Origin of the sequence: Fibrobacter sp. UWH4, assembly GCF_900142475.1 — a bacterium.
In the GTDB taxonomy this organism is placed as follows: domain Bacteria; phylum Fibrobacterota; class Fibrobacteria; order Fibrobacterales; family Fibrobacteraceae; genus Fibrobacter.
In genome coordinates, this window is sequence record NZ_FRAY01000008.1 from 1 (window position 1) to 13,889 (window position 13,889).

At 46.7% G+C, this 13,889-nt stretch carries 12 protein-coding genes; 1 reads left to right on the forward strand and 11 read right to left on the reverse strand.

Annotated elements, in window-relative coordinates:
- Positions 1 to 490 precede the first annotated feature (490 nt).
- The 4 genes from BUA93_RS12885 to BUA93_RS12900 are packed head-to-tail and all read right to left on the reverse strand — an operon-like array spanning position 491 to position 5,666.
- Positions 491 to 1,330, reverse strand: coding sequence for an MBL fold metallo-hydrolase (locus BUA93_RS12885; RefSeq protein WP_072980050.1), 840 nt, complete (start codon positions 1,328 to 1,330; stop codon positions 491 to 493).
- Between the two features lie 12 nt (positions 1,331 to 1,342).
- The gene (locus tag BUA93_RS12890; protein WP_072980052.1) at positions 1,343 to 1,900 is read right to left on the reverse strand and encodes a flavin reductase family protein; all 558 of its coding nucleotides are present in this window, start codon (positions 1,898 to 1,900) and stop codon (positions 1,343 to 1,345) included.
- A 32-nt stretch (positions 1,901 to 1,932) separates the two neighbouring features.
- Positions 1,933 to 2,487, reverse strand: a complete 555-nt coding sequence (locus tag BUA93_RS12895; RefSeq protein WP_072980054.1) for a low molecular weight protein-tyrosine-phosphatase — start codon at positions 2,485 to 2,487, stop codon at positions 1,933 to 1,935.
- Positions 2,488 to 2,510: 23 nt separating this feature from the next.
- Positions 2,511 to 5,666, reverse strand: coding sequence for an InlB B-repeat-containing protein (locus tag BUA93_RS12900; RefSeq protein ID WP_175547448.1), 3,156 nt, complete (start codon positions 5,664 to 5,666; stop codon positions 2,511 to 2,513).
- 94 nt (positions 5,667 to 5,760) lie between these two features.
- Between BUA93_RS12900 and BUA93_RS12905 the strand changes: the two genes are divergently transcribed.
- Complete coding sequence (locus tag BUA93_RS12905) at positions 5,761 to 6,282, forward strand: DNA-deoxyinosine glycosylase (RefSeq protein WP_072980058.1); 522 nt, start codon at positions 5,761 to 5,763, stop codon at positions 6,280 to 6,282.
- Between the two features lie 9 nt (positions 6,283 to 6,291).
- Here the strand turns inward: BUA93_RS12905 and BUA93_RS12910 are convergent, their stop codons facing one another.
- The 7 genes from BUA93_RS12910 to BUA93_RS16025 all read right to left on the reverse strand — a co-directional run bounded on the left by BUA93_RS12910 (position 6,292) and on the right by BUA93_RS16025 (position 13,846).
- Positions 6,292 to 9,522: a type I restriction endonuclease subunit R gene (locus BUA93_RS12910; protein WP_072980060.1), complete on the reverse strand. Its 3,231-nt coding sequence runs from the start codon at positions 9,520 to 9,522 to the stop codon at positions 6,292 to 6,294.
- A 48-nt stretch (positions 9,523 to 9,570) separates the two neighbouring features.
- Positions 9,571 to 10,143, reverse strand: a complete 573-nt coding sequence (locus BUA93_RS12915; RefSeq protein WP_072980062.1) for an RloB family protein — start codon at positions 10,141 to 10,143, stop codon at positions 9,571 to 9,573.
- Between the two features lie 3 nt (positions 10,144 to 10,146).
- Positions 10,147 to 11,283, reverse strand: coding sequence for an AAA family ATPase (locus BUA93_RS12920; RefSeq protein WP_217651008.1), 1,137 nt, complete (start codon positions 11,281 to 11,283; stop codon positions 10,147 to 10,149).
- A 338-nt stretch (positions 11,284 to 11,621) separates the two neighbouring features.
- Positions 11,622 to 12,716, reverse strand: coding sequence for a DGQHR domain-containing protein (locus BUA93_RS12925; protein ID WP_072980066.1), 1,095 nt, complete (start codon positions 12,714 to 12,716; stop codon positions 11,622 to 11,624).
- Positions 12,717 to 12,732: 16 nt separating this feature from the next.
- Positions 12,733 to 13,242: an HNH endonuclease gene (locus BUA93_RS12930; protein WP_072980068.1), complete on the reverse strand. Its 510-nt coding sequence runs from the start codon at positions 13,240 to 13,242 to the stop codon at positions 12,733 to 12,735.
- A 23-nt stretch (positions 13,243 to 13,265) separates the two neighbouring features.
- Positions 13,266 to 13,610 carry a hypothetical protein gene (locus BUA93_RS12935; RefSeq protein ID WP_072980070.1) on the reverse strand — a complete coding sequence of 115 codons (345 nt, stop codon included), beginning with the start codon at positions 13,608 to 13,610 and terminating at the stop codon, positions 13,266 to 13,268.
- A gap of 2 nt (positions 13,611 to 13,612) precedes the next feature.
- Positions 13,613 to 13,846 carry a hypothetical protein gene (locus BUA93_RS16025; protein ID WP_139258077.1) on the reverse strand — a complete coding sequence of 78 codons (234 nt, stop codon included), beginning with the start codon at positions 13,844 to 13,846 and terminating at the stop codon, positions 13,613 to 13,615.
- Between the last annotated feature and the right edge of the window lie 43 nt (positions 13,847 to 13,889).

Below are 13,889 nucleotides of genomic sequence, written 5' to 3' on the forward strand. Positions count from 1 at the left end.
TTAAAGTCTTGGTCCCGTTAATCACGTTCGTATCATTGACTTTCCAAGAATCCTCTTGGACCCGTCACTAAGCACATCTCCGATTCCTTCAATCTTCCCGGAAGCCTCTCGTGCTTCCGTCCCGCGTCCGTTTCAGCTCTTCAGCCCTCTCGTTCGCGGGTGAGGCCAATTATAGAACTTTCCGCGACCGTTGTCAAGGGTTTTGGGCGAAAAATTTCAACTTTTTTCACTTTTTTGCGAAATAACGGGATTCATTCCACATTACATCCACTTTATCAACATATTATTCACAAAAATCTTTTTGCGGGAGGGATAGTGACCCGGACGGGCGGACCATTGGTCCGTTACAAGAGCCGCGTGCGGGGGCAAACGCCCCCGCAGACGGCCTTGTAATATAGCCCGACCCCGCCATTTAGTGCAATTTAGGCAGGTCCAGCGGACCTGCCTGCTTATTTATTGGCGGGGGCCCGCCCTTTTCCTATATAGTTTCCTAGATCTCCACCGTCATTCCGGTATACATTTGCTCGGCACGATCGCCCAGGACTTCGCGCAGAATTTCAAACGCGCGGTTTCCGGTACAATGGCCGGTGTAGATTTTCTGGACATCAAGTTCGCGCAGGCGCGCCGCAAAGGCCCGCACCACCTCGTCCTTGTAGCGGAACAGGTGGAATCCGCCGAGAAGCGCGTAGATCTTTTTGCCGGGAAAGGTCGCCTCGATTTCTTTGACAATGTTGTCTGCACCGCCGTGACTGCAGCTGTTCATGACAAACAGGCCCTGGGGTGTGTCGAACACGAGACTTTGTTCGTGATCAAAACTGTCGTAGCGGTACTTGCCGTTTTCCTTGACCGAAAGGTGCGCGCGTTCGCCGATCGAGGAGAGGCCGGGCGTCTTGTGCGGAACCAGGTACACGTTGGGCGCAATCTGCATGTCGCCTTCGCCAAAGCGGATGCGGTCGGCAAAGCGTTTCAGGAACCCCTTGTGGATTCCGATGTATTCGTGGTACGTGAAGCGACCAATTAATTTGTGCGCATGGTAGCAGTTCTCGCCAGCGCCTTTTCGCAGATAGAAGGGAGCAGTCCTGTTGAGCGCGAAGAACTTGGCCATGCCGTCGCTGTGGTCAAAATGCGCGTGGCTCAAAATGCCGATGTCCACTTTCGAAAGGTCCACGCCCATCACGCCAGCGTTCTTGGCGAACAGGTGCGACGCCCCCGTGTCGAGCAGGTAGCGCACGCCCTCGAATTCCACGTACACCGAGAGGCCCCACTCGCCAAAGAGCTTGCGGGAACCGCTTGTGCCAGCGACATTGTCGATGAGGACCTGGACTTTCATTTCGCAGATTCGCTAAAGCGTCTTGCCGTCGCTGAAGGCGTTGCCGACACGGCGTTCCATTACATAATAGCCGTGACCAGCGGAGTCGTAGCAGACCGGGGCGAGCTTTTCGACCGAGAGTTTTCCGTTCTCGTCGAGTACCGATTCGTCGGCGGTCACGTTCACGATTTCGCCGAGCAAAAGTTCGGAATTTTCATCGTAGCTCACGAGCTTGCATTCCAGCGCGAGCGGAAGTTCCGCAATCAGCGGAGCATCGACATGGGCGCTCTTGACAGACGTCAGGCCGGAATGGACAAACTTGTCGGCCACCTTGTTGCCACTGGTGACACCCAGATAGTCGATGGCCTTGATGTTCTTCTCGTTCGCCATACTCACGGTAAACGCCTTGCGCGCAAGAATGTTCGGCATGGTCTTATGGCTGTGCGCCACGTAAATGGCCACCTGGTTCGTGTCGCTGATGGAACCCCATGCGGCCACCATCGCATTCGTGGAACCGTCCTCGTTATAGGTCGCAATGACCAATGTCGGCTGCGGGTAGAGATAAGCCTTGACTCCAAGATCCTTACGCATGGGAAAACTCCTTTTTTTAGAGATGAACTCGGTTATGCCTCTTGACAAGATACAAAAATTTTCGATAGCATCGCACTGCAGCCCGCATTCACGTCGTCCCAGGTCGCCTGAAAGTCGCCGGTGTACCAGGGGTCCGCCACGTCGCGGCGCTCGCCTACCCAATCCATGAGGAGGGAAACTTTACGGCTTGTGGAGTTTTTAGCGGGACAATGCGTCAAGTTATTAGCAGGAGAGCCCGCGCCACCTGTTTCACGCGTGTACACGTCGGCAGGCAAAATCCAGCGGAGGTTGCGCAAATTGTTACGGTCCATGAGCACAATGTAATCGTAATACTCGTAGTCGCGAACCGTCATCTGGCGTGCCGTTTTCCCAGAGCAATCGATTCCGTGCATAGCAAGCATGCGGCGTGCCGGCGGGTAAACCGGGTTCCCGATTTCTTCGGTGCTTGTCGCGGCACTTGCAATTTCGAATTCTACATCCACTAACGATTCAGCAGGTAAATCCCGCACCAACTTTTTCATCACGAATTCAGCCATCGGGCTTCGGCAAATGTTCCCGTGGCACACAAACAGAATCTTGATCTTCATGCAGACGAACTATTCCAATTAATTTATTTAAGCCGAACCATTTGCAAGTTGCTACCGATACGCACCAAGTAGTTTCCTGCACGTTCGACCATCACGGCAAAATTCGACGATTCAACCTGCCCCTGTTTCACGATGCGGCCCTGCAGATCGAGCACCGCATAGGCAGCTCCCACACGGGCGTTTACCACCTGAATTTCGCGACCGGCGACCATGAGAGAGAACTGCGGAACAAAGCCATCGGCGACAATCGCATCCTTGCCCATGCTGGAGCTGGACTTGGCACCTGCAGAACTGCTAGAGGACTTGGCGGTACTGCTAGAAGATTTTGCGTTGCTTGAGCTGGACTTTGCTTCGCTGGAACTGGATTTAGCCGTGCTGCTGGAAGAAGCCGCTACACTGGAGCTGCTCGGGATAGACTTCCATTGCGCCGATAGGATCAAATTCCCGGATGCCGTGGCAGGAATTTCTGTCACCAGCGCATCACCAAATTCCCAACCCAAGAATGTTTGGTCACTCAGAGAGGGTGTGGGCAAGGGCATCTCCTGTCCGGGCGTATAGAAAAGAACATAACCATACGGTTCCTGCGTTTTGGACACATATAACCAAGCAACATTGCGCGTTTCGCTGTTGGTCAATACGGGATATTCGTCGCCCTGAATCCAGTTCGCGCCATAAGCACTGCCCGCTATCTCATTACCGAGAGCATCCTTTTGCACATAGTCGTGCAACGCCTTTGTAACAGTTCCATCTTCAAACGCCAAAGCTTCGACCGGAGTCCCGATGCTGTCGCGAGACAACGTTCCATCCAGATAGAAGTTGTTATCGAATATCACTACCCAATAATAATCCAGCTCCGAAGGCACACCGCTGATAATCGAGCCCTTGCTATGGTTATTAAGAACAAAGGATTGCTCGGGCCTGACTGGAGCCCTTGCATGAATACGTTGATCGGTTTCAACATAATAGCCCCCTATCAAGCCATTAACATAACAATCATGACAATCAAAGTCGGCAGCATTGTAGTTATTCACTATGAAAAAGTGCGTCGAAACTTCTCCAACAAGGCCTCCAACATATCCTCTGGTGGGGAATTGGGTTTCTTTTTCCTCATCGCCGACAAAGCGACCTTCATTGGAGTTCTGTATAAGGAACGTATAGTAGTCGGAGAGTCCCACAAGGCCTCCGGCCGCACCGTCACCTGCCCCAACATCGATGAGTCCACGATGGCTGCTATTTCTTATAATCAACAGATTGTGGGCTTCTGCAACCAATCCACCGACATGAGCATTCAAGTAACCACCGGGTACCACTATGGTTCCGTCAAAATGCGTATTCTCAATTTCTATATGGGCATAGGCATTGGAATGGCTGCCAATAATTCCACCCACACTGACACTGAGATGCCTCGAAACGAAGGAATCCCGTACTTTCAAGTTATGGATAACGACTTTGGTTGCAGCATACTTATATGGTTGCCCCGTGTAGAACATTCCATCGGCATCTCCCATATAAAGCCCCGAAATCGTGTGACCCTGCCCATCAAAAAATCCATTATATAGAACAATCTCCTTCCAGGGGATAAATTCGTTTATCCGCGAACTATCGAGCGTACCATCACGCTTCAAGACATTCTCGTTGACCACGATATCCTTCGTAAGCTTGCCACAAACATTAGCCAGACGCTCATCCTCATTGTATTTTCCTGTGGTAAACGATCCGTCTACGAGTGCCGAAAATCCATAAAGTTCCGCAGCATTCGAAATGATGTAGCAGCCGTCCGCAGTATCTATCGCCGGTCTCTTGTATTCGTACCACTTCGCATAGAAATCCTTGTCGCCCTTGTCACTCGTTGTAATAGAGTCGACAGGATCGCCCTCCAATTCCTCGTTGTCGTACCAGCCGAGAAACATGCTGCTGTCACGATAATAACTATCACGCAGATTGCTCCCAATACCTCCCAGATAGCAGGAAACATCGCCAGTCAGTATGAGTGCATCTTGATAACTCTTGTTTGGATTGCCACAACCAATATAAGGCCCAAGATTTTCCATCTTACCGCCATTGGGATGGTAGGTTACCTTGTAACGGTCATACATCTTAGCCCAGTATTCAAGATCGCCCGTTGTCGTATTGGAAATTGCCGTATCGTTTTCTCCGCTGAATTCGGCATCCCTATACCAGCCGCCAAAAACCAGGTTTTCCTTGGACGTTCCCTTAGGAAGCATCGTAATAAGGCCGGCAACATAATTGTCAAGATATCTAGCCGTATCACTATCGAAAGTATGGAATGTGACATTGTACCTATCCGCAATGGAATTCTTGAGTGTCCCAGTAAAAATCGGATAGGGATCACGGTCGACATCCTGCCCCCAAATGGAGCCTTCTGCATTTTCTCTCAATAGAAATGTCAACGCACCATTAAACAATGCAGCCGTATCCACCAATGTTCCATAATCGATATTTTTAGAGGAACTCAGCTTTACCGCATAACTGTTGATGACATTGAGGGATTCATTACTACTCCTTGTATAACCCAGCAATCTGGAATCATAGTTATTCCCATTATCTACAAGGTTTGCTACACTATAGCAGTTTGTCAAGGTCAATGATGCATTGCCGCTTACATAACCCACGACACCTGCGATATAGGGATTGCTTTTCGTGGACTCGATAGTGGAGAATGTATAGAAATTGGTTATCTGGGTCTTTCCAGGCCCGTAGACAGAATTTACAAGAACGCCAAGATAAGTCGTCGATGAAAAGTACGAATCAAGTATTCCCAGATCCCGGACAACGACAACGGAATTCTCCGGAGATGTGATCGACTCAAAAAGACCCGCACTGTCAGGTGAATACAGCCCCGAAATCGTATGACCATTCCCGTCGAATTTTCCCGCAAAGTCAACCATCGGTTTCCATACGGCTAAGGTCTCGGCGCTGTCACTATTGAGCCGGTTCCACTCATTCAGGACGTTTTTGTTTACAACGATATCCTTCGTGAGTTCACCGCAGGCGGAAGTATTTGCCGCGGTAGAATCGTGTCCGTTTACAATTTCGGCAAAACCGTAAAGTTCCTCTGCGGTTGAAATCTGGTAGCATCCGCCAGAAAGCTCCGGAACCTCGGAAGTGATCTCCTTGGCAGAAACCGCTGCAGCACCTGCAATAAAGGCAAGCGCCATAATAGCAAAGGAAAAAGGCCCTAATTTCATGATTTGTGTTCCTCTCCTGAAAAATCTTTTTTGCCTAATAAAAATAATAACTAATTTTCAACACATGCCAACCCGTACCCATGTAACGCACGAATTTCCGGCCCTATACGACCGCGAATCCCGCGTGCTGTTGCTCGGCTCCATACCCTCGCCCAAGTCGCGCGAAATGGCATTCTACTACGGGCACCCGCAAAACCGCTTTTGGAAAGTCATGGCTGCCGTACTCGGCGAGGCGACCTTGAGCGAAATCGCAGCGGGCAAAGGCGCACCCGAAACCATCGCCCAAAAGAAGGCCATGCTTAAAAAGCATCACGTGGCGCTATGGGACGTTCTGGACAGCTGCACCATCGTGGGTGCAAGCGACACAAGCATCGGAGACCCAGTTGTGAACAACATAAAAGAGCTCGTTGAAAAATCCAAAGTCACGCGCATCTTTTGCACCGGCGCCACCGCTCACAAACTGTACCAGAAACTCTGCGCCAAAGACGTCGGAATAGACGCCGTCAAGCTCCCCTCCACCTCGCCCGCCAACTGCGCCGTATCGTTGGAAAGGCTAGTTGAGGAATACAAGGCGATATTGGGGTAGGAAAACGGTTTAAACCTTATAGTCATTCGGCGAATCTTCTGCAACCTGTCCGTATTCTTGAGATTCCTCACCCGGAGCAAAGTATAGCAGGTTGTTGGCCGCGGTATTTTCTACACTCGCTTCGAAATCATCCATATTGTCCGTCCACATCTCGCATTGGCTGATGACAGTTTTTAGTGCGTCTTCTTGGCCTTCGGGCGGATACTTGTATTTCTTGAGCAGGCGTTTGATGAGCCTGCGCATGTTGGCGCGGGCGCTTTCTTTACGCTGCCAGTCGATCGTCCTATTTTTGCGGAGGAGCTCCGTTAGTTCGCGGGTCATGGCGACCAACTGATCGTTGCTATAGAAATCTTTTGCGGCTTCGGGCTTGGTGAGCGCATCGTAAAACGCGACTTCTTCTTTTGTCAAGCCTAGCTTTTCGCCTGAGAATGCGGCTTCCTTAATTTGCTGTGCCAAATTGAGCATTTCTTGAATGACTTGCTCGTTGGTCAGCATTCCGTTCAAGTAACGGTTCATCGCCCCTTGGAAAAGTTCAGAGAATTTCTGCGCGTTTACCACATTCGTGCGCGAATAAACCTTAACCTGTTCCGCAATCAACTTTTTCAGGATTTCAACCGCGATGTTCTTCTGCTTCATCTTGGCGATGTCTTCAAGGAATTTCGGGTCAAACAGCGAAAACTTTTCACCGACATCGCTAAACAGGTTCAATACGCCATCTGATTTAACGCTCTGTTTCAAGAGTTCGTTAATGCGCTCGTTGACTTCCTTTAGGCTGAACTTTTTGTCGCCGCGACCGTAGAGAAAACGCATAATTTGCACGCGGACCGCTTCGAAAAAGTTCGCCTCGGCCTGCATGTTCTTCGGCACAATCGAAGAACACAGCGAAAGTGATTGATGCAACATCAATCCTTCCTTGATAAACGATTTTTTCTGTTCTTCGCGGCTCGGGTCCAGAATAAAGTTCAGTGCATCGGTAATGCACATGCCAATTTGCAATGCAGAACCCGTAAAGAATTTGGAGTAATCGAATCCGTGGAACAGACTGCGGCAAATTTCCAGTTTTTCTTGGAACTTGGGGAACGCTTCCTTAGCAATATCCATATCACCGTAGCGTTTTCTGTCGCGAACGGTATAGTCGTTCATTGCGCGTTTGAGCGCACTTGCAATTCCGATGTAGTCAACAACGAGACCGCCTTCCTTGTCTTGGTAAACGCGATTCACGCGGGCAATGGCCTGCATCAGGTTGTGGCTTTCCATCGGCTTGAAAACGTACATCGTGGCAAGCGACGGAACATCGAATCCAGTAAGCCACATGTCAACGACAATCACAATCTTCAAGGGGCTTTCATTATCCTTGAAACGAACAGCAAGTTCTTGGCGGTGAGTTTTGTTGCCTACAATCGGTCGCCATTCTTCCGGATCCTTGTTGCTTTCCGTCATGACCACGGCAACCTTTGCATCATCACCGGGAACTGCAACCACCTTTGAGCCGATTGTCACTTGCGATGTTGTCCCCGCCCATTCAGGGCGAAGTTCCAAAATTCGCTCGTAAATTTTCATTGCGATGTTGCGGGAGTATGCAACAATCATCGCCTTGCCCGTATAAAGGTGTTCGCGATGTTCTTCGTAATGTTCAAGAATATCATCCACCAGCGAAGCAATCGTCTTGTCGTTCCCGAGGACACTTTCTAGCTGGCCCAATTCTCGCTTGCTCTTTTCGATGACTTCCGGGTCCGCATTACCGGCGAGCAAATCGTATTCATCGTCAATTTGCTTGAGGACCTTGTCGTCCAAATTGAGTTTGACAACGCGGCTTTCGTAATAGACAGGGCGAGTCGCACCATCTTCGACCGCCTGCGTCATATCGTAAATGTCGATATAGTTGCCGAACACTTCGGTGGTGTTGCGGTCGTCGCGGCTGATGGGCGTCCCCGTGAATCCGATAAAACTAGCGTGCGGAAGGCTATCGCGGATAATTCGTGCCGTACCCTTGACCCTGTGCGCAATCAAATTGCCCTGGTCATCCTTCGTTGTCTTGATTTTTTCAGTCAAGCCGTATTGACCACGGTGCGCTTCGTCTGCAATCACGATGATGTTGCGGCGGTCAGAAAGCGGCTCGTTCGATTCTTCAAACTTTTGCATCGTTGTAAAGATGATGCCGTTCGCCTTGCGCCCGTTCAGCAGCGATTTCAGATGCTCGCGCGATTCCGCCTGAACAGGAACCTGCCGCAGAAAATCCTTGCAGTTGGCGAATTGCGTATAAAGCTGATTGTCAAGGTCATTGCGGTCAGTAATCACCACAATCGTCGGGCTTTCGATCGTCGATTGTAGCAAGTGCGCATAAAACACCATACTGAGCGATTTACCCGAGCCTTGCGTATGCCAGAAGACGCCGATTTTACCGTCGCCCTGCACGGCCTGTTTCGTGCGGACAATCGCCTTGCGGACTGCAAAATACTGATGGTACCCCGCCAGAATCTTATAACTTTTCAGCCCTTCGTTGTTGAAGCAGATGAAGTTCTTGATGATGTCCAGCAGCCGTTCTTTCTGGAAAATTCCTTCGAAGAAAGTCGTGAAATCGGCAAGCGCAGTCGTTTCCTTGTTACCGTCCTTCGTCTTCCATTCCATAAAGCGGTCGTCACCGCTCGTAATCGTACCCGCCTTGGAAACAAGCTGGTCCGACATCACGCAAATGCAGTTGTATATGAACAGGCTCGGGACTTCTTGCATGTAATTACGAATCTGCAAGTAGGCTTCGCTTGCATCAGTCTCTTCGCGGCTTGGAGACTTGAGCTCAAACAGACAAATCGGCAGCCCGTTCAAAAACAGCAGAACATCGGGTCGCTTGTTGGACTTCTCGATAACCGTCCACTGGTTCGCAAAAATGAAGGAATTGTTCTCGACATTCTTGTAATCGACCAGGTAAATAATATCGGCCTTTGTTTCGCCATTCTTTGAATAAGTGACCTCGACACCGTTCTGGATATAATCCATGAACAAGGCGTTCTGTTTTACAAGGTCGTTATTTTCAAAATGACGAATCTTGTTCAACGCCTCTGCGATGGCATGCGAATCCGCCTTCGGGTTAATTCGGCAAATCGCTTCTTCAAGCACCGGCTCGTAAAGCGGGTCTCGAAAATCCCTCTCTACATCGGGCCCATAGCAATAATCCCAGCCCAGGGTATCCCTGAACAGCTCAATAAGGCATTGCTCGTAGGCGTTCTCGTTGTAGAAAGACATTGACTAAATTCCTTTGTGAGAAATTTAATCAAAAAAGGCGACAATAGCTCAATTTTGCGTTTCTGAAAGGCTTTTTTCGATGGATTCCAGGAGCTTATAGACTCCCGTAGAGGGATTTCTGCTTTCAGTCAGCGATTTTGCCCTCTGGATTGCCGTAGAACGGTTGCTCCAAAGCAGGTTCTTTTGAGTGGCACTCAATTCGCCCTTTCGGTAGTGACCCCATTCGCTTGCAGAATTTTGCAATGCCTTGACGCATTCTTCAGAACCGAGACTTGCCTTCTGGTCACGAGAATGCAGAAGAAACCACAATTCAACACAAGGATTGGAACAAATCATTGTTCCGTCGCATTTATCCAATTTGACATTTACTTCAGGAACGTCACGGTCGTACATCAAGAACGCTTGGATGCGGTCAGTTGGCGACACTTTCTCTTTCTTTATTTCACGGCAAACAAGTGCGTTCGAAATGGATTGGCCCTCGCAAATAGGCACAATCCTAATCGGAGATCTATAGCGTTGACGCAGTTCCTGAACGTAGCATTCTTCCGTTGGACCCTCGCAAAAAACGAGGAACGCCTGCTTCATCTTTTTAGGGGTTCTTTCTTCTCTACCTCTTGGCATGGACTACCCCTCCGCAAGCATTCTTTTCAGGCTTTCGACAGTAGACGTGACAATGGGTATCGCATCGAAGCGGCCCTGCCTGTAAGCCTTCTCTGCATCCATGTTTTCTCGGAAGTCCTTGTAATCGTACAGTGACTGGACCTCGGTAGCGCCATTTTCGTTCTTGGTCACAAAAACAATCTGGTCTTTCCGGAACCGATTCATATTAATCAGGCTCAAATTGTGCGAAGAGAACAAAAGCTGCGACTGCGACGATGCGTGAATCAAGTCAAGCAAAAACTCAGAAATACTGGCGTGCAGGCTCGTGTCAAATTCATCCAGCATAACAGACTTCTTGTTTTTCACGACATCAATCATGCGCAAGAGAATACTGAACAATCTTTTTGTGCCTCCGGATTCTTCGTCAATATCAAACGGAACATTCGGGGCAATTTTGTGGTAAGTCACAAATCTCACGAACTCACGATTCATAACGCGACCGGGAGCACCGAACGGATTTCCAGGAACGGGCATGGGCATAGCCACCGTTTCAATCTTTTTTTCAATATCGCAAATGTCGCTATCGCATTGTTGCAATGCGGCAAGAATCAAAGGCTTGTTCGTATCAAAATACGACTCGATATTCATGTCTTGCAACGGAATCAATCCGAGCATAAAAGTCGACAAGAAATAACGGTAAAGCTTTTGCGCCAACTCGCGGTTCATTGAGCTTGCACGGCTAAGGAAAAGATTCTTGTCGCTGGTATTCACGGCAATATCATTGGGCCTAGCAAGAACGCCTTCTGCAAACTTGTATTCGGAACCGTCCCTTTCAAAAACACGGGCACGGCGATCATTGGGATAATAGAAAAGACTTTCCGAAATAATCTTGGACTTCAACAACGAAAAAGAATATTCGTATTCCACATCGTCGCAAATGAAATCAATCAAAAAACAACTTGGCTTTTCCGGATAGCCTTCGAACTTGAACGGGGCGTAATTGAAGACGGAATTCTCGTTGTGCAGGTGCGATTCAAGAACCATGCGACAGCAGAAATTTATCGCCTTCAAAATGTTGGACTTGCCAGACGCATTTGCGCCGAAAAGGCCTATCGATTTGAGGAGCTTTAAGCCGTTCCATTCAATAACATTGTCAGCCAATTTCTTGGATTTGGCTGTTTTGGTGTTCCCGGCCCTAAAATCGATACAAATCCGATCTCTTATGGAGAAAAAGTTCTCTAATTCGATTTTAACCAGCATTAAGCCCTCGTTTTTGTAGAATTTCTACAAAAATACAATATAAAACCGAAAAAAGCAAGGGGTAGGGGAAGGAATTACCCAAACCGTTCAAAAAATGGAGATCTTTAACGAAAAAAAGACTTGCGGACGCATTTTTTACATAATCAAACACATAATCGACATTTTCTATATCGATTTTGTGTTTGGATGATGAATTTTCTGGAACAACGGAAGAATCGTGTTAGTTTCCGGGGATCTTTTTATTTTCCTAACGGATTAAATTTTCCGGCATTAAGAGCCTTGATTTTCTTTATTCCCTCATCAGCAAAACGCTGTATTGCAGTTCTGTCGGCAAAATGCTTTTTATGTTCATCCAAAGCAAAGAATAAGCTTCTTTCTTCAGCATATGACGAAATAAATCTCTTAATTGTATCCTGAATAAATTCAGCATTGAATAGTTTCTGCATGGATACCGCACGATCCCAGAAAGTTGGCAAGAGAAGAAGCATATACTTCAAACCCGCTGTTTTTACAGCAACCCCAGCATTCGGTTTGAATTTTCCATTTGCATCTGGGGCGAATGTGAAATCAACTACGTCTTCCCACGCTATTAAATACGTGCAAATAACATGGATAATTTCATCTTCAGTCAATGGTTCGGAATCGATGGCCAAATCTCTAATTTTTATCTGCTTCAGGAATCCCATTAATTCCTTTGCTTTAACCCCATTCTTGACCTTTTCTGCATTCATAATAATGTGTCCCTTTAGGGGATATTCATTACTTAATTTGGACACAATGCTATAAAGAAAGATTTCATCATCTCTAAGCATGCCTAATTTTTCCTTGAGCCACATCAGCAGATTGCTGCTAACTTTTTCCTGCTTTTCGTTGCAACTGATAAAAATTTGTCTTCGATCGCTTAAAGACGGACGGATAAACAAAGTGAATCCTATTTCAAATTTTTCATCATCTTGAATGAGTCTTTGTTTCTCAGCGAAAGAATACAATCTATGTTGCCCGTCCATCACATCAATAGATTCTGCATACTGTTTAAATTCATCTTCAGAATCAGGAAATTCAATGTAATAGAGTTCCTTAAATGATGAATGTTGACGTATCTGATAGAACTTATCCTTGGTTGCCAGGGTCAATGTATTAGGAAGAATCCCTTTTTTCTCACTTACATATGAAGCAATTTCCTTTATACGTTTTCCGTTTAAAGGTCGTTGTGCGTCCTGAACCTTTGCAATTTCAATCTTTGTCGCAACGCGGACTAGATCACGAGGATCAATGCAACCGATATAGCATTCGATATCATGCTGGGTAATCTTTTGTAGGTAAATTTTGCGCATCGAAAAAGCCTTTTATTTAGATAAGTTTCATGATTCTTTTAAAAATATAGTCTGTTTTTGCACTTTTACACTCGTTACAGGTTTCGCAAAGCGCTTGGAAATTGTTTTTAAGTTCGTCCCCAACCAATTTCCAGGGAACTATATGATCGATATGAATTTTTGAAGGGTCGTTTCCGAACAATTCCCCACAGACCGCACAACAATTTTTCTGTTTTAAGACAAGGTCTTTTCTTATCTCATTAGAAATAGGCTTTCTTCTGGATAATTTATGGAAATTTGCTTCAAACCATTCTAGCATAGCTATTGAATCCTTTTGAGACAAATCACAATCTGTATGCTTTTTCACAATGACTCGTGTTGTTTCTACTTTATCAAAGGATTCTCTATAAATTTTACGGATATGAAGCTTAAATTTTTCATCCTTATCCATCTTTGAGCAGATTTTTTGAAAAAGATTCAAAAGGAAGGCTTTGCGATATTCCATTCTTACTTCTTCATTATCAAACAAATTTTCCAAAGAATCCATATACAATCCTTTTTTGAAAAAAATTACATTTTTAAGCTATTCAAATACCAATCAAGGGTGTGCAGATGAGCTACAAACCTAGGCCCATCTTCAATTAGATGACTACCGTCTTCACTGACGGTCCCGTCATCATTACCAAAAATTACTTTTTCTCCAGTTTCTTCAATTATCCTTTTGACGGTTTCGGTCCCGATGCCATAATGTGTATAGCCGGAATCTATTTCCATATGCGTTATTAAGTGGCTATTAGAACCATCAGCTTCTTCTATGTCACGCCACAAAAAATATCCAATTTTCTCACCGTCGTACAAAATATCAACGCCAGAAATATTGAAATCAAATGACACTTCGCTTAAATCAATTGGCATGACTAACCTCTTTTATTTGTTTTTCCGTCAGTTCTTCCGGCAATTAAAATGACTGAGGGAGAATTAGATGCTCTTACATGATATTCTTTTCCGCATTCGGGACAATAATATTCCTCAGACTCTTCATGTCCTTTTTGCCCAGGAACTGTTACCCTGAAAACTGCTCCGCAATTGTCACAGGTTTGTTCAAAATCATCTTTTAAGTAGCCATGGGCTGCTTCGTAGGCGTTGCTCATAATTAATTTCCTTTGTTTGTTATTTATGATGTAAACTAAAATA

Coding starts and splice junctions, on each gene's coding strand:
- BUA93_RS12885 (WP_072980050.1), bottom strand. CDS start 1,330: ATGAAAGTCCAGGTCCTCATCGACAATGTCGCTGGCACAAGCGGTTCC.
- BUA93_RS16025 (WP_139258077.1), bottom strand. CDS start 13,846: ATGAGCAACGCCTACGAAGCAGCCCATGGCTACTTAAAAGATGATTTT.
- BUA93_RS12910 (WP_072980060.1), bottom strand. CDS start 9,522: ATGTCTTTCTACAACGAGAACGCCTACGAGCAATGCCTTATTGAGCTG.
- BUA93_RS12905 (WP_072980058.1), top strand. CDS start 5,761: ATGCCAACCCGTACCCATGTAACGCACGAATTTCCGGCCCTATACGAC.
- BUA93_RS12930 (WP_072980068.1), bottom strand. CDS start 13,242: ATGGATTCTTTGGAAAATTTGTTTGATAATGAAGAAGTAAGAATGGAA.
- BUA93_RS12900 (WP_175547448.1), bottom strand. CDS start 5,666: ATGGCGCTTGCCTTTATTGCAGGTGCTGCAGCGGTTTCTGCCAAGGAG.
- BUA93_RS12895 (WP_072980054.1), bottom strand. CDS start 2,487: ATGAAGATCAAGATTCTGTTTGTGTGCCACGGGAACATTTGCCGAAGC.
- BUA93_RS12935 (WP_072980070.1), bottom strand. CDS start 13,610: ATGCCAATTGATTTAAGCGAAGTGTCATTTGATTTCAATATTTCTGGC.
- BUA93_RS12925 (WP_072980066.1), bottom strand. CDS start 12,716: ATGCGCAAAATTTACCTACAAAAGATTACCCAGCATGATATCGAATGC.
- BUA93_RS12890 (WP_072980052.1), bottom strand. CDS start 1,900: ATGCGTAAGGATCTTGGAGTCAAGGCTTATCTCTACCCGCAGCCGACA.
- BUA93_RS12915 (WP_072980062.1), bottom strand. CDS start 10,143: ATGCCAAGAGGTAGAGAAGAAAGAACCCCTAAAAAGATGAAGCAGGCG.